The 14879-nt window shown below is 25.0% G+C and carries 24 protein-coding genes and 1 pseudogene; 8 read left to right on the top strand and 17 right to left on the bottom strand.

The window, feature by feature from the left end:
- Nucleotides 1-333: 333 nt before the first annotated feature.
- The 3 genes from AC6I4F_RS03395 to AC6I4F_RS03385 are packed head-to-tail and all read right to left on the bottom strand — an operon-like array spanning nucleotide 334 to nucleotide 1117.
- Nucleotides 334-729 carry an ERF family protein gene (locus AC6I4F_RS03395; protein WP_497874653.1) on the bottom strand — a complete coding sequence of 132 codons (396 nt, stop codon included), beginning with the start codon at nucleotides 727-729 and terminating at the stop codon, nucleotides 334-336.
- Between the two features lie 57 nt (nucleotides 730-786).
- Nucleotides 787-927 carry an ERF family protein gene (locus AC6I4F_RS03390; RefSeq protein WP_497874382.1) on the bottom strand — a complete coding sequence of 47 codons (141 nt, stop codon included), beginning with the start codon at nucleotides 925-927 and terminating at the stop codon, nucleotides 787-789.
- Between the two features lie 19 nt (nucleotides 928-946).
- Nucleotides 947-1117 carry a hypothetical protein gene (locus AC6I4F_RS03385; RefSeq protein WP_497873845.1) on the bottom strand — a complete coding sequence of 57 codons (171 nt, stop codon included), beginning with the start codon at nucleotides 1115-1117 and terminating at the stop codon, nucleotides 947-949.
- Between the two features lie 129 nt (nucleotides 1118-1246).
- On the opposite strand from AC6I4F_RS03385, the gene AC6I4F_RS03380 reads away from it, so the two are divergent.
- Nucleotides 1247-2068 carry an IS1595 family transposase gene (locus tag AC6I4F_RS03380; RefSeq protein WP_497874381.1) on the top strand — a complete coding sequence of 274 codons (822 nt, stop codon included), beginning with the start codon at nucleotides 1247-1249 and terminating at the stop codon, nucleotides 2066-2068.
- Here AC6I4F_RS03380 and AC6I4F_RS03375 read toward each other — a convergent pair.
- The 4 genes from AC6I4F_RS03375 to AC6I4F_RS03360 form a co-directional block, all read right to left on the bottom strand.
- The gene (locus AC6I4F_RS03375) at nucleotides 2046-2297 is read right to left on the bottom strand and encodes a hypothetical protein (protein ID WP_497874380.1); all 252 of its coding nucleotides are present in this window, start codon (nucleotides 2295-2297) and stop codon (nucleotides 2046-2048) included. The genes AC6I4F_RS03380 and AC6I4F_RS03375 overlap by 23 nt on opposite strands.
- 2 nt (nucleotides 2298-2299) lie before the next feature.
- Nucleotides 2300-2482 carry a hypothetical protein gene (locus AC6I4F_RS03370; RefSeq protein WP_497873846.1) on the bottom strand — a complete coding sequence of 61 codons (183 nt, stop codon included), beginning with the start codon at nucleotides 2480-2482 and terminating at the stop codon, nucleotides 2300-2302.
- Nucleotides 2472-2594: a hypothetical protein gene (locus AC6I4F_RS03365; RefSeq protein ID WP_497873665.1), complete on the bottom strand. Its 123-nt coding sequence runs from the start codon at nucleotides 2592-2594 to the stop codon at nucleotides 2472-2474. Before AC6I4F_RS03365 ends, AC6I4F_RS03370 begins: the two co-directional genes overlap by 11 nt.
- A gap of 424 nt (nucleotides 2595-3018) precedes the next feature.
- Complete coding sequence (locus AC6I4F_RS03360; RefSeq protein WP_497874379.1) at nucleotides 3019-3216, bottom strand: hypothetical protein; 198 nt, start codon at nucleotides 3214-3216, stop codon at nucleotides 3019-3021.
- Between the two features lie 462 nt (nucleotides 3217-3678).
- On the opposite strand from AC6I4F_RS03360, the gene AC6I4F_RS03355 reads away from it, so the two are divergent.
- The 6 genes and pseudogenes from AC6I4F_RS03355 to AC6I4F_RS03330 all read left to right on the top strand — a co-directional run bounded on the left by AC6I4F_RS03355 (nucleotide 3679) and on the right by AC6I4F_RS03330 (nucleotide 7196).
- Nucleotides 3679-4452, top strand: coding sequence for an IS1595 family transposase (locus tag AC6I4F_RS03355; protein WP_497874378.1), 774 nt, complete (start codon nucleotides 3679-3681; stop codon nucleotides 4450-4452).
- A gap of 90 nt (nucleotides 4453-4542) precedes the next feature.
- Complete coding sequence (locus tag AC6I4F_RS03350; protein ID WP_497874377.1) at nucleotides 4543-4791, top strand: hypothetical protein; 249 nt, start codon at nucleotides 4543-4545, stop codon at nucleotides 4789-4791.
- Nucleotides 4792-4803: 12 nt separating this feature from the next.
- Nucleotides 4804-5040, top strand: a pseudogene (locus AC6I4F_RS03345) (IS3 family transposase); the annotation flags it as partial.
- 78 nt (nucleotides 5041-5118) lie between these two features.
- Entirely contained in the window at nucleotides 5119-5475 is a 357-nt protein-coding gene (locus tag AC6I4F_RS03340) for a transposase (RefSeq protein WP_497874652.1), read from the top strand.
- Nucleotides 5476-5871: 396 nt separating this feature from the next.
- A complete protein-coding gene (locus tag AC6I4F_RS03335) occupies nucleotides 5872-6534 on the top strand; it encodes an FMN-dependent NADH-azoreductase (protein WP_497874376.1) in 663 nt (220 codons plus the stop codon).
- A 119-nt stretch (nucleotides 6535-6653) separates the two neighbouring features.
- Nucleotides 6654-7196, top strand: coding sequence for a BspA family leucine-rich repeat surface protein (locus AC6I4F_RS03330; protein WP_497874375.1), 543 nt, complete (start codon nucleotides 6654-6656; stop codon nucleotides 7194-7196).
- A 22-nt stretch (nucleotides 7197-7218) separates the two neighbouring features.
- On the opposite strand, the gene AC6I4F_RS03325 is transcribed toward AC6I4F_RS03330, so the two are convergent.
- The 10 genes from AC6I4F_RS03325 to AC6I4F_RS03280 all read right to left on the bottom strand — a co-directional run bounded on the left by AC6I4F_RS03325 (nucleotide 7219) and on the right by AC6I4F_RS03280 (nucleotide 13000).
- The gene (locus AC6I4F_RS03325) at nucleotides 7219-7353 is read right to left on the bottom strand and encodes a hypothetical protein (protein ID WP_497874374.1); all 135 of its coding nucleotides are present in this window, start codon (nucleotides 7351-7353) and stop codon (nucleotides 7219-7221) included.
- Nucleotides 7354-7425: 72 nt separating this feature from the next.
- A complete protein-coding gene (locus AC6I4F_RS03320) occupies nucleotides 7426-8085 on the bottom strand; it encodes a rod shape-determining protein (RefSeq protein ID WP_497874373.1) in 660 nt (219 codons plus the stop codon).
- A gap of 20 nt (nucleotides 8086-8105) precedes the next feature.
- The gene (locus AC6I4F_RS03315) at nucleotides 8106-8483 is read right to left on the bottom strand and encodes a rod shape-determining protein (protein ID WP_497874372.1); all 378 of its coding nucleotides are present in this window, start codon (nucleotides 8481-8483) and stop codon (nucleotides 8106-8108) included.
- A 159-nt stretch (nucleotides 8484-8642) separates the two neighbouring features.
- Entirely contained in the window at nucleotides 8643-9092 is a 450-nt protein-coding gene (locus AC6I4F_RS03310; protein ID WP_497874371.1) for a hypothetical protein, read from the bottom strand.
- A 111-nt stretch (nucleotides 9093-9203) separates the two neighbouring features.
- On the bottom strand, nucleotides 9204-10025 hold the full coding sequence (locus AC6I4F_RS03305) for an IS1595 family transposase (protein WP_497874370.1): 822 nt from the start codon (nucleotides 10023-10025) through the stop codon (nucleotides 9204-9206).
- Nucleotides 10026-10211: 186 nt separating this feature from the next.
- Entirely contained in the window at nucleotides 10212-11123 is a 912-nt protein-coding gene (locus AC6I4F_RS03300; RefSeq protein WP_497874369.1) for a hypothetical protein, read from the bottom strand.
- Between the two features lie 374 nt (nucleotides 11124-11497).
- Nucleotides 11498-11911, bottom strand: a complete 414-nt coding sequence (locus tag AC6I4F_RS03295; RefSeq protein WP_497874368.1) for a hypothetical protein — start codon at nucleotides 11909-11911, stop codon at nucleotides 11498-11500.
- Complete coding sequence (locus AC6I4F_RS03290; RefSeq protein ID WP_497874367.1) at nucleotides 11871-12428, bottom strand: hypothetical protein; 558 nt, start codon at nucleotides 12426-12428, stop codon at nucleotides 11871-11873. Before AC6I4F_RS03290 ends, AC6I4F_RS03295 begins: the two co-directional genes overlap by 41 nt.
- 6 nt (nucleotides 12429-12434) lie before the next feature.
- Nucleotides 12435-12623, bottom strand: coding sequence for a hypothetical protein (locus AC6I4F_RS03285; RefSeq protein WP_497874366.1), 189 nt, complete (start codon nucleotides 12621-12623; stop codon nucleotides 12435-12437).
- 209 nt (nucleotides 12624-12832) lie between these two features.
- A complete protein-coding gene (locus AC6I4F_RS03280; protein WP_497874365.1) occupies nucleotides 12833-13000 on the bottom strand; it encodes a hypothetical protein in 168 nt (55 codons plus the stop codon).
- A 797-nt stretch (nucleotides 13001-13797) separates the two neighbouring features.
- On the opposite strand from AC6I4F_RS03280, the gene AC6I4F_RS03275 reads away from it, so the two are divergent.
- Nucleotides 13798-14643: an IS1595 family transposase gene (locus tag AC6I4F_RS03275; RefSeq protein ID WP_497874364.1), complete on the top strand. Its 846-nt coding sequence runs from the start codon at nucleotides 13798-13800 to the stop codon at nucleotides 14641-14643.
- The last annotated feature ends 236 nt before the right edge of the window (nucleotides 14644-14879 follow it).

Here is a 14879-nt window from a genome sequence, read left to right as displayed (position 1 = left end):
TCCTTATTTAAATAATATCAACCAATTAATAAACTATCTGCTTCATCATGATTATTAACTGTTATATTTCATTTATTTTCTTTAATAATTTCTTCAGCAACATATATACTTAATTCTTTATCTCAAGGTCTTAATCAAAAAATTGGTGGGTCATAATGTAAATCCAGTATTTTTTATTGATGGGTCAATTGAAAGTAAATAATTATTCATAATTTCTATATTCACTTTTATTATTATTTTTTAAATTCTTAAATATTTCACGAATATCTTTAAATTTATCAAATAATACTTTTAAATAATTTTCACCCATTAATATTAAAAAAATCTTTATTATTACTTGGATTTAATCTTTCCATATCTTCTCTTATACATTCATCAAATAAAACTGTATTTGTAATCATATATTTTTCAAAATAATCTAATTGTTTTTTCACTTGGTTCTCATTTTTCATTAGACACTTTTATATTATTACTATAACTTTGTTGTTTATTATTATTTGTAATTAAATTAACATTATCATTATCTGGGTCAAGTTCATCTTCACTTAATAAAAGTAAATTCATTAAAAAATATCTATAAGCATAAGTTTCTGCACTACCTTTTGCTTTTGCTATATCTGTATTTTTAGCACAAGCAAGTATATCAAAATATTTTAATTCTTTATCATTATCTAAATCTATAATTGTATATCTTTTAAAATAAGTTATTTCTACTTTTTTAGTATCTAAATAATTTATTTTTCTATCAGTTGTTAATATATCTTCATGTGTAATAACAATATTTAATTATTTACATAATAATTTAAATTTATTAAAAATATCACTTAATAATCAATATTTATAATTTCCAAATTTATTAAAACCATTTTTAGGTGTACTACCAATTTCTAATTGTAATTTAAGTATTTTTTTATATAAATTATTCATTATTTATTACTCTTTCTATTTATTTATTTATTGCTTTTTTAATTAAACTTCTTATAAATCCATTAATTTTCATATTTTTTTCTTCACAAATTTCTTTTAATTTTTTATAATCTTTTTCAGTAAATCTTAAATGAATAATAATTTGCTTAATCATTAAATCTTCTGGTTTCTTTTTAGGTGCTGCTACCATATTTATTCACTACTTTCTCTTTAACCTTTAATAATTCTTTTATAATCAATAATTACTTGTTCTAATTGATTTACATTTTTATAATTAAAATAGGAAATTATCCCCACATGTACTAGTGTGGAGGAAAAAATGAATTGAAATGAATTCAATAGCATATTTCAAAATGAAAACGATTGTTTGAAATATATAGCGAAGTTGAAAGTAATGAAATGTATCAGGTGTGCTTCTTCTAGTTTGAATGTTTCTGATTTGAGAAGAATAAGATGTTTGAAATGTCATCAAACATTTAGTATTCTTCATGACACCATTTTTCACAAGTCACAAACACCTTTGACATCTTGGTTTTATCTCATCTTTAGATGAATAAACACAAAGCATGGTATACCATCAACAGATGTTGCAAGGGAATTGGGTGTGACATATAAAACAGCTTGAAGAATGAGTCATGAAATCAGAACTAGAATTTGGAATAAAGATGCAGGGTTCATTGATGATGGCACAGCACAGATGGATGAAATGTATCTTTCACATGTAGGTTTTAAAAAACAAGGAAGATCCTTGTTTTTTAAAACCTTGATTGTTGGAGTTTATGAGAAAACCAGCAACAAAATAATTGTGAAAGTATTGAAAAAAGCAGATGAGAAAAATCTTTTATGATTTGCATTGAAACACATTTCTACTGGGTGTTGTCTATTTACGGATTATTGGAAGGGATATGGAAGTTTCAAAAACTTCTATCACAAACATGAAATCGTAAATCATGAAGTTGGGTATGTGTCATCAACAGGTGTAAACACAAACCAGATTGAATCTGCATGAAAACACATCCGACGAACTTTCCGAACACACATAAAAGTTTCAAAACACAATATTCATTTATATGCAGCTTCTTTTGCATATAAATTCAATAAGATACCTAGTTTTGAAACTATAATTTTGTGTTTGATTTAGATACATGTGGGGATAATTTCCTAGATAGGCTTTTATCTCCATTTATGTGATAAAATTTAAAAATAGTACATAAAGGGATAAAAGCCTTAAAATAATCACAACTAATTTTTAAATCACCACCAGCATTAATGTTAATTTCTAAATCTTCATATTTACTATTAAATTCTTCTTGTAATTCTTCAAATTTTTCTATTAATTTCATTGCATTTTGTAATTCTAATTGATTCATTTTTACACTCCTTTAAAATTTTCTAATTGTAATTCATTAATATAATATTCATATAAGTAATCTCAATTATTTGATGTTAAATACATATCTTCTTCAATCATGTTATTAATACATTTATTACAATAATATGTATTTTCTAATTCACTAAATCATATATATTTTTCATTATGAATATTACATTTCATTATTTTTACCAATTAATTTATAAAAACATTTATTACAAGTTCTATTTCCATATGATGAATTTTTATGACAAATATCACATGAACCTTTAATTCTATATTCTCTACATTCCATAATTATTAATCACTTTCTATAATTTTTAATATTTCATCTATTTCAATATATTTTTTATTTTTAAGTAATTTTTCATTACATAAATTTTTAATTAATTAGATTTTTTCAACATTTAATAACATATTAATTTCCTTTAATACTTTAAATAAAATATTTTTTCATTATGAGTATTTATATCTTTCATTGGTGTAACAATATAATTAATTGCTAAATCATTATCGTTATATGGATTATTTATTTTAAAACTTTTCATGCCTTGTTCTCATGTAATGTTATATTTAAAACATTCTTGATTTTTATCATTTTTAAAAATATAATAACCATTATATTGTTCATAAAATTCACAAGATATTAATTCATTTTCATTTCTAGTAATATTTGGAATATTTTTAATATATTTTAAAATATCACTACCTTTAACACTTTAAATATCTTTTGTAATTGATTTTTTACCTAATTTATAATAAAAATCTTCAATTATTTTTAATGCTATTTTTTTATTTTTTTCATCAATAATAGTATCTTTAATAGGAAATCATGTTTCATATTCACCAATTTCTAATAACATACCTTTAGTTGTTTCTTTAATTTTATTTTTAATATCTAAATTAACATTAATCATTACGTATCCTTTCTATGTATAAGCCTTATCACCTACAGTGATAAAAAATGCTTATATACTACTAACTACTTATCTACTATACGTAAGGCTTATGCTACTGTAAGTAGCATAAGCCTTGGAGGGTAGTGGTTCTAGGGGAAGGGAACCAAAAAAATATCAAATTGTAAAAGAGTAACACAAAAATTACTATTGGAATATTCCAGCACAATATTCTAAATAATTTTTTTTATTTAGTTATGTAATAATTAATTACTTTAATAAAGTGCTGGTTTAATAAAATAATTAATTATAATTGTTTAACAATTAAAAAATGAGAGTGTTATCTCTCATTTAAGTTCTTATTAAATCTAACCATTAACTTGATGCGCCCTGAATAAGGAAATTATTTCCACATGTACTTGTGGATGAAAAAATGAATTGAAATAATTTTTCAATAGCATATTTAAAAATGAAAACGATTGTTTGAAATATATAGCGAAGTTGAAAGTAATGAAATGTATCAGGTGTGCTTCTTCTAGTTTGAATGTTTCTGATTTGAGAAGAATAAGATGTTTGAAATGTCATCAAACATTTAGTATTCTTCATGACACCATTTTTCACAAGTCACAAACACCTTTGACATCTTGGTTTTATCTCATCTTTAGATGAATAAACACAAAGCATGGTATACCATCAACAGATGTTGCAAGGGAATTGGGTGTGACATATAAAACAACTTGAAGAATGGGTCATGAAATCAGAACTAGAATTTGGAATCAAGATGCAGGGTTCATTGATGATGGCACAGCACAGATGGATGAAATGTATCTTTCACATGTAGGTTTTATTCAACAAGGATCTTCCTTGTTGAATAAAACCTTGATTGTTGGAGTTTATGAGAAAACCAGCAACAAACTAATTGTGAAAGTATTGAAAAAAGCAGATGAGAAAAACCTTTTATGATTTGCATTGAAACACATTTCTACTGGGTGTTGTTTGTTTACGGATTCTTGGAAGGGATATGGAAGTTTCAAAAACTTCTATCACAAACATGAAATCGTAAATCATGAAGTTGGGTATGTGTCATCAACAGGTGTAAACACAAACCAGATTGAATCTGCATGAAAACACATCCGACGAACTTTCCGAACACACATAAAAGTTTCAAAACACAATATTCATTTATATGCAAAAGAAACTGCATATAAATTCAATAAGATACCTAGTTTTGAAACTATAATTTTGTGTTTGATTTAGATACATGTGGGGATAATTTCCTAGATAGGATTTTATCTCCATTTATGTGATAAAATTTAAAAATAGTACATAAAGGGATAAAATCCATTAATGATTTATTTTAAAAGAATTAAAACAATTAAGAATGGAAAATGATATTTTAAAGCAAGCAGCACTAATAATAGGCAGAAAATAGAAATTATTACTAAAAATAAAGTTAAATATAAAATTCGTACAATGTCTCGTTTTTTAAAAATCTCTAAATCAACATATTATTTTAATTTCAAGAAAAAAGAAGATAAAATTCAAAATAATATGTATGATGAAGCTGTTATTAGTGCTTTTAAAGAAAATAAATAAACTTATGGAACAAGAAGATTAAAAGTTGTTCTAAAAGAAAAGAAAATTAATTTATCAAGACGAAAAATTAAAAAAATTATGAATAAACATAATTTAATATCAAAATACACTAAATTATCATACAAAAATTATCATAATAAAGTCAATGATAGTCAAATTACTAATCTTGTTAATAGAGACTTTAATAATAGGCTTAAAAATGAAGTTATTGTTAGTGATTTAACTTATGTTCAAGTTAATGATAAATAAAACTATATTTGATTATTAATCGACTTGTACAATCGCGAAATTATTGGACATAGTGTAGGTACTAAAAAAGATGCATAATTATTATATCAAGCATTTATTTGCTCAAATCGTTGTTTAAAAAATATTGAAATATTTCATAGCGATCGCGGTAATGAATTTAATAATAAAAGTTTATCAATAGTTTTATTAGCATTCAATATTACCCAATCTTTAAGCAAAAAAGGTTGTCCTTATGATAACGCTGTTGCTGAAGCAACTTTCAAAACTTTCAAAACAGAGTTTAATAATGATAAAAATTTTACATCATTAATCCAATTAAAATTAGAATTATTTGATTATATCAATTGATACAACAACATAAGAATCCACAGCACTCTAAACTACTTAACCCCCATAAAACACCAAGCACAAATGTCTACCAAAAAACAGTCCTAAAAAAAGTTGCCATTCTACTTGTTAATTTCTATTCATCAATTCAAGTAATTTTTGTTTTCTTTCATTCATATTTTTACCTCTTTCCATTTTTTTGATAGTCTGATCTCAAATTTCTTAATAATTATAATTTTTGTACAAGTACTAAAATTTCTATAATAACTAACTTATATCTAATTTTTAAATTTAATATCTATTTAATTTAAAATTTTTCTATAAACTTTTTTAAAAGTTTTACACACTTTAATAATAACACTTTATAGAAATTGATAAAATTATAATAAATATTTCATTTTTTTATAAAACTATATTTTTATTTATTATTTTTTAAAAAATAATAAATAAAAACTGATAAAATCAAATTACAAAGTTATTTTAGATATTTCGGAGGCAAAAATAATGACAAATAAAGTATTAGTAATTCGTTCTTCTATGATTAAAAAAGAACTATCTTATTCTGAAAGTTTAGTATCTCGTTTTGTTAAATATTATCGTGAATTTCATCCAGAAGATTCGATAATTGAATTAGATTTAAATCAAATACCAATGGCAAGTATTACTATTACGCAAAAAAACTTTACTTCATATTTTAATGAAAAAGATTCTGATTATTATATTAATCAACTAAAAAATGTTAATAAAGTTATATATACAACACCAATGACAAATTTTAATGTTACTAGCATGACAAAAAATTATTTAGATCACATCTTAGTTGCTGGTAAAACTTTTGATTATAAATATACCAAACAAGGTGAAGTTAGAGGATTATTACCACATTTAAAAGTTCAAATTTTGGCGACACAAGGAGCACCATATGGTTGATATTTATGAGGCAATCACGCAATTTATTTAAAAGGAACATGAGAATTTGTAGGTGCTAAAGTAGTAGAACCAATTCTTATTTGTGGTACTAAGGTTCAAGAACTTCATCAAAATGATGCTAATTTACTTATTGGTTCTAAAATATTAGCAAAAGGTGGAGGTTTGCCGACATTAGGACCAGAAAAAACGATGGATAAATTTGAACAGTATATTAAAGAAGCTGCAAAAAAGTTTTAACTTTAAAAAATAAAAATTTTTAGTCAAAAAAATATAATTTTTGTGAATTTACCTTCAAAAAGTAGTAAAGTAAAATTGAATTCTTAAATAAAGTTAAAATAAAATAAAATGATGAAAAAATGAAAAAAATATTGACAGCATTAAGTGTTTTAACACTTGCATCAGTTGCAGGAAGTTTAACTGTAACTGTTTTAAACACAAGTTCACAAAAAAATTATGTTTTAAATAATAAAACTCAACAAGATACAATTTACATTGATAAAAATGGCAAACAAATAACAACTAATGAAAGAGATTTATCAAATATAAATAGTAAAGAAATTGTTCAAATTGGATTTTATAAAAATGATCAGGGAGAAATTCAAGTTGTTAATATGCCAAGAACAATTGAAAAAGTACCTAATCAATTACCATCAGAATTTACATATTTACAATTTATGTTTATATTTTGTGAAACATTTAATCAAGATATTTCATCTTGAGATACATCAAAAGTAAAAAGTATGAATGGTATGTTTTGACATGCAATATCTTTTAATCAAAATATATCAAATTGAAATGTATCAAATGTTATGAAATACGAATGTTTTTCTTTTGAATCAGGAATTGATAACTCAAAAAAATTACCAAAGTTTAAAAAAATTTTTAATAATTTAAATTAATTTAAGATTTTTATAGTTTTTTTTATCCTAAATCTTCGTCCTTTATTAGAATTTCACGTCTAGGATTTTGTTCAATTATTAATTGTTTGTAAATTGTATCACGATATTTTACACAACCATCAATAACGTTATCTAAAGGATTTGGAGCAGTCCGCACTTCAAAAAGATCTCCTTCATATTTTTTACGCATTGGTTTTGTACCTTTATCAGTTTTAACTTCAATATAATATTATTTTGCTAATTCTTCTTGAATAAATTTATCAAGTTGTTTAATATAAGCTCCACCACCACAAATTGTGATTCCCTTACCTTTTTTCTTTAAATCACTAATACTTCCAGCAGCTTTGTCACCAGAATTTCTTAGTACTCTACGAATAGCTGGAATAATATGTTCTTTGAATTGAACTTGCATAACATTTTCACGAATTTCTTCTGGTGTAATTTCAATAGTTTTAGAAATTGACATTGTTTCTCCTGGCTGAGAATTTAATCTAGGTAATGAAAAACCCGAAATTGTGTATGGTTTTTCATCTTGATATTTCATAAGTGAGCCAATATTTTTAATAACATCTTCAGCTTCTTTTATTCCAACTTTTAAGGTATGTTTTTTTATAATATATTCTTGAAATTTTTGTATTAAATAGTCACCAGCACAATGTGTTGTATATGAATACAATATTGAATTATTACTAATAATAGCAACATCAGTACTGCCACCACCAATATCAATGCACATAATTGCACTTCCAAAAATATCTTGCCCTGAACATAAGGCTGACATTTTTACTTCTTCTTGTACAAATCCACGGAGTGCTCCTAAACGATATACAATATTTTCTAAAGCTTCTTTTTGTACTAAATTAATTTCACTTGGTGTTGCCATCAACACAATCAAGTTACGATTTTTATCTAATTTTCATTTTTTTTTATAAAGTTATTTTTGCTTTGTTTTAAATCTTTAATTTCAAGTCTAAAATCTTGAAAAATTTTAGTAAGAATACGTTGTAAAGCATCTGGATCAGCAATATTACCATCACGAACTGAACGTTTAATAATAACGTTTTCATTTGTTTTGTCAGTTAAAGCATTAGCCTCTTCTCCGTAAATAATTCTATTTTTTTCATATTCTTCAGCTAAATAGGTTGGAGCATCATATCTAAGACCTATATTAATATGTCTAGCTTTAAAGTTTTCTGTTCCGATATCTAAAGCTAATCATTGATAATCAGTTATTGATTTAAGTTTGTTATTTTTCTGATTTAAATTTTCTTTTCTTGTTTTAAACATTTCTCTAATTTTCCCTTTCTTTAAATACTGAAATTTTATCCAAGTAATAGGGGCTTTGCCCCTCCGTTGCTCTGCAACTCACCCCAGAGGGGCTAAACCCCGCGGCCAACCAACCAAGGTTATGGTTGGCACTGACTAATAATATGGGTTTATTCTAATTTACAAAATTAAAGAATTACAATTTCTTTCATTTTTATAAACAAATCTTAAATTATTAATATTTTCTATATCTTTTTCTAATAATTTTGTTGTTTCAGTTGTCTCGTTAATATCTATTTTTAAAAATAATTTATTATAACTTTCTTTAATTTCTTTAATTTCTTCTTCTAACTTTTCTAAACGTTTTATTAATAATTTCTGCTTATCATCTTTATTATCATCAAATAAAGATTTTTTTATATTATTTCAAATACAATTCATAGCACCACCAAATTGAATAAAATTCATTCAAAATATACCAACAATAGAAATACTTATAACACTAGTAGTTAAAGAATATTCAAAAATTTGTTTTTTTCATCAATTAAAATCAAAAAAAATAATTTCTTTTCCGCTGTTAATTTTAGTTGCTAAAATATTCCAAATATTATTTGATTGTAAAGTAATCATACCAACTAAACTTCATATTGTTAATGGCTTTTATCCCTTTATGTACTATTTTTAAATTTTATCACATAAATGGAGATAAAAGCCTATCTAGGAAATTATCCCCACATGTATCTAAATCAAACACAAAATTATAGTTTCAAAACTAGGTATCTTATTGAATTTATATGCAGCTTCTTTTGCATATAAATGAATATTGTGTTTTGAAACTTTTATGTGTGTTCGAAAAGTTCGTCGGATGTGTTTTCATGCAGATTCAATCTGGTTTTTGTTTACACCTGTTGATGACACATACCCAACTTCATGATTTACGATTTCATGTTTGTGATAGAAGTTTTTGAAACTTCCATATCTCTTCCAAGAATCCGTAAATAGACAACACCCAGTAGAAATGTGTTTCAATGCAAATCATAAAAGGTTTTTCTCATCTGCTTTTTTCAATACTTTCACAATTAGTTTGTTGCTGGTTTTCTCATAAACTCCAACAATCAAGGTTTTATTCAGCAAGGATCTTCCTTGTTTTTTAAAACCTACATGTGAAAGATACATTTCATCCATCTGTGCTGTGCCATCATCAATGAACCCTGCATCTTGATTCCAAATTCTAGTTCTGATTTCATGACCCATTCTTCAAGCTGTTTTATATGTCACACCCAATTCCCTTGCAACATCTGTTGATGGAATTCCATGTTTGGTGTTTATTCATCTAAAGATGAGATAAAACCAAGATGTCAAAAGTGTTTGTGACTTGTGAAAAATGGTGTCATGAAGAATACTAAATGTTTGATGACATTTCAAACATCTTATTCTTCTCAAATCAGAAACATTCAAACTAGAAGAAGCACACCTGATACATTTCATTACTTTCAACTTCGCTATATATTTCAAACAATCGTTTTCATTTTGAAATATGCTATTGAATTCATTTCAATTCATTTTTTCCTCTACACTAGTACATGTGGGGATAATTTCCTTGTTAATTTTATTTTTTTAATATTTTTTAATTTATATAATTTTTCTAATAAAAATTTCATTTTTTTCTCCTTATGTAAATCAAAAACTCATTTACTTTAAAAAATAAAGTAATGGGTTAAAACTTATATTTAGATTAATTTTATACGTTTATTTTACTACTTTTTTCCTAGAATGTTTATTTTTATAATAACAAGCACGACATACAGTATTTTTAATTTCTTTCTTTTCAGTCTGTAATATATTATCCAACTTATCTAATCCTACTACTCTAATATCATCAACAGTAAAATCTAATGCTTGTGATTGTTCATAGTCTTTAAAAGTACTTAATTCACTCTTTAACGAATGAATATAATTTAAAGCACGACTATTATATTTTTGTAAATAAGACCTAGGAAATCATAAACTAAAAGTCATAGTTTCGCCACTATAACTAGGTGGTAATCCACCACGTTTAATTATTTTCTTAGTTTGTCTTTTAGATAAGACAACTTTATTATAATCATCAACATTAGTATAAATATTTAGTTTAAACTTAACTAAAAATAACAAAATACGCATTCTTTTAACTTGAACAATATACTCTACTTTTTCACGTGCTTGTTTTGGTATTCTATCGGGGTGTTGTTTAATCATATACATAATTCCATTAAAATTATGACCTATTAATTTACAAAACATTCCCGAACTTTCTTGTGTTTCTTTAAATTCGAGTGACAAATCATTACTATTAATTTTCAAACCTAACTCATCTAAAACAACCATATCGTACTCTTTAAAAGCATAATTACTATTTAATTGATTAAATTTAAAAACATCATCATAACTACAACGATAACTAAATTCATTACGCACTTTAATAGGAATAGGACTAACTACTCTTCCTTTATTTTTTTGTGCTAAACAACAAGCAAGAGCAGATTTACCAGTACGTGGTGGTGCTGAAATAATATAACTACCAACTCGTTGTAATATCTTTATATTTTTTTTAGTTATTAAAAATGGATATAGTATTATTAATAATATAACTCCTAAAAGTAAATAACCATATCAAACCATTATTTAACCACCTTACTTTTCTTTTTTAACTTATTTTTAATTCAAAAACAAAATTCTACAAAATATGAACTTAAAATAAAGGAAAAAATAAAATCAAAAAAGAAAATTAAAAATTTTGAACCAAAACTAGCATTTTCAAAAAATAACTTTAACTTATCACAAAAATGAAACTGATATTAGAAAAGCAAAAAACAACTCCACTAAAAATTTCAAATAAATCTTTCTTTTTCATAATAAACTCCTAATCAACTAAAAATCCAACTGCTTTTAAAAATACTCATAATGTTAAAACTTGTTCTAAACCACTAGTAAAATCAACATTTAAAACAGAACTAATAGTATCATCAAAAATACGTCTCAATAATCCATCAAGTTTAGTAAAAAAATTCTCTTAATGGTTCAACTGGTAAAACTTTACCAACAACACCATATAGTACTCACCTAAAAGCATTACGTAAATGACCAAAAACATCATATCAACTAACACGCTCATAATCAGGGTTAAAAGAACTATTTGGCGGTACTGGCGTTACTTTCTCACTTGAAAAAATATTAATCTGACCAAATGAAACCTCCGGTGGAATAGTTAAATTTGTAGTTCCATGAATATCAAAAAATACAGTTAAATGTCTTAAATTTGGAACACGAACTGGCATAGTAACAAAATTATACAAATCTTGCATATAAACATCATTACCGATCTTCCCTTTAAAAACATATTTTGTATCACCAACATAATCTAAAAAACTAAAAGCAAAATCACCAGTAAATGGAGATAAAAGCCTCATAATTAAAATAAAACATAAAACCTTGAATATAAAAACTTAAAGGTTTATCAATTTCAAAATTTAATTCAAAACGTAAATTTAAAGGTTTAACTCAATGATTTACATTATGAATAAGAAGTCGATTTTTTTTACCATATTGAACAAAATTATGATTAAACATAATACGAGAAATATCATCTAACTGATATCTCTTAAAAGAATAAACACCAGTTCCAGTATTAAGTATTATCTTTTTAACACCTACAACATCACTTTGATATTCAACATCAAAATCATTATCTAAACCACCTATAATTTCGCCACTAACTAATTTTAAATCCGGTTGGTCAACATCAAAATAAGCAGAATTTCATGGAATAGTTGCTCAATCATTAAAATCATTATACTTAACGTGTTTAATTATTTCTTTTTTAATATAATAATTAACAACATTAGGGTCATTTGAAGCAATTAAAATAGTAGGTGCTTGAACAGAAGTATTTACAACAAAAAATAATTTAGCAAACTTAAATCACATAATTATTTACCAAATAAACATTTTAAAATTCACCATGAACCATAAAACAAAATAAATCCAATAAAAAAATTGTGTTCCATAAACTACTAAATTTCATAAAATAGTAGTAAAATCATCAACTGGATTACCTATAAACATAGTTCAATAATCAATGATACATTGATTTATTTTATTGTAAATTTCAAAAACACTCATACTTAACACCTACCCAAACAATGAGCTAAAAACAAATTTAATACTACGATAAATAAAATTAAAAAATACACCTAATACTAACCAAAAAGTCAAATTAAACAAAATATAAACTTCATTAGTAATATTTGGTTGATTTAAAAATATTTCAATATCTTTACTAGAAAATATAAAAATTAAATGCAATATACTAAAAACAAAATTAGACATAACTATTTACCTACAAACTTCCCTTTTTTATTCTCAATACCCTTAGCATTATTATCTAAACGTTTTCTTTCAGCAAGTTGTTTACCAACTCATGATAAACTTATATAAAATTTAACAAAAGCACGACCCATAGTTTTAACATTGTGTCCTAAATCTAATGCTGGTAACATTAATTCGGGTAAAATAACCCTAAATGCAAATCTAAGCAAAATCAAAAATATCATCAACGTACCCAAATTAAAACCTAAATCACCAAGTGGAAAACTAAAAAAATTCATAAAAATTGAAGAAAAGAATTTAATAACTTTTGTAATAAAAGGTATAAACATAATTTCACATCCTAATGTCTTGTAAATCTAAATAATCCCAAAATTAAATAAAATACAAAACTAACATTTATTAAAGCAAGAATAGGCAAAGGTAAAGTGTATAAACTATCATAAAAAAACGACTTAATAAAAAGTGTCACAATATGTAACCCAGCAAAAGTGGATGGTTTACACTTTATTGGAAACTAATTACGTAGACAAGTGAACAAATTAGTTAAAAGAAAGGAATTATAATTATGGCCAATATTAACTCATATTCAGATGAATTTAAAAAACAAATAGTAGCTTTATATCAAAGTGGTAAGTCAGTGTCTTGTCTTGCTAAAGAGTAAAATGTTACAAGAGCAGCTACTTATAATTGAATTAAGCAATTTACTAATTAAGGCAGTTTTAAAACCAAAGATAACCGTTCTGTTGAAGAAAATGAATTAATTAAATTAAGAAAAGCATGTAAAAAAATTAAGAATAAAAAATGATATTTTAAAGCAAGCAGCACTAATAATAGGCAGAAAATAGAAATTATTATCAAAAATAAAGTTAAATATAAAATTCGTACAATGTGTCGTTTTTTAAAAATATCTAAATCAACATATTATTTTAAGGAAATTATCTCCACATGTACTAGTGTATAGGAAAAAATGAATTGAAATGAATTTAATAGCATATTTCAAAATGAAAACGATTGTTTGAAATATATAGCGAAGTTGAAAGTAATGAAATGTATCAGGTGTGCTTCTTCTAGTTTGAATGTTTCTGATTTGAGAATAATGAGATGTTTGAAATATCATCAAACATTTAGTATTCTTTATGACACCATTTTTCACAAGTCACAAACACCTTTGACATCTTGGTTTTATCTCATCTTTAGATGAATAAACACCAAACATGGAATTCCATCAACAGATGTTGCAAAAGAATTGGGAGTGACTTTGAAAACTGCCTGAAGAATGGGTCATGAAATAAGAACTAGAATTTGGAATCAAGATGCAGGGTTCATTGATGATGGCACAGCACAGATGGATGAAATGTATCTTTCACATGTAGGTTTTATTCAACAAGGAAGATCCTTGGTGAATAAAACCTTGATTGTTGGAGTTTATGAGAAAACCAGCAACAAACTAATTGTGAAAGTATTGAAAAAAGCAGATGAGAAAAACCTTTTATGATTTGCATTGAAACACATTTCTACTGGGTGTTGTTTGTTTACGGATTCTTGGAAGGGATATGGAAGTTTCAAAAACTTCTATCACAAACATGAAATCGTAAATCATGAAGTTGGGTATGTGTCATCAACAGGTGTAAACACAAACCAGATTGAATCTGCATGAAAACACATCCGACGAACTTTTCGAACACACATAAAAGTTTCAAAACATAATATTCATTTATATGCAAAAGAAGCTGCATATAAATTCAATAAGATACCTAGTTTTGAAACTATAATTTTGTGTTTGATTTATATACATGTGGGGATAATTTCCTAGATAGGCTTTTATCTTCATTTATGTGATAAAATTTAAAAATAGTACATAAAGGGATAAAAGCCTATTTTAATTTAAAGAAAAAAGAAGATAAAATTCAAAATAATATTCATGATGAAGCTGTTATTAGTGCTTTTAAAGAAAATAAAGAAGCTTATGGAACAAGAAGATTAAAAGTTGTTCTAAAAGAAAAGAAAATTAATTTATCAAGACGAAAAATTAAAAAAATTATGTGGATG

The sequence above is a fragment of the Spiroplasma ixodetis genome (genome assembly GCF_059729505.1).
Note: the sequence above shows the minus strand (reverse complement) of the source record. Positions and strands in the feature narration are given on the sequence as shown.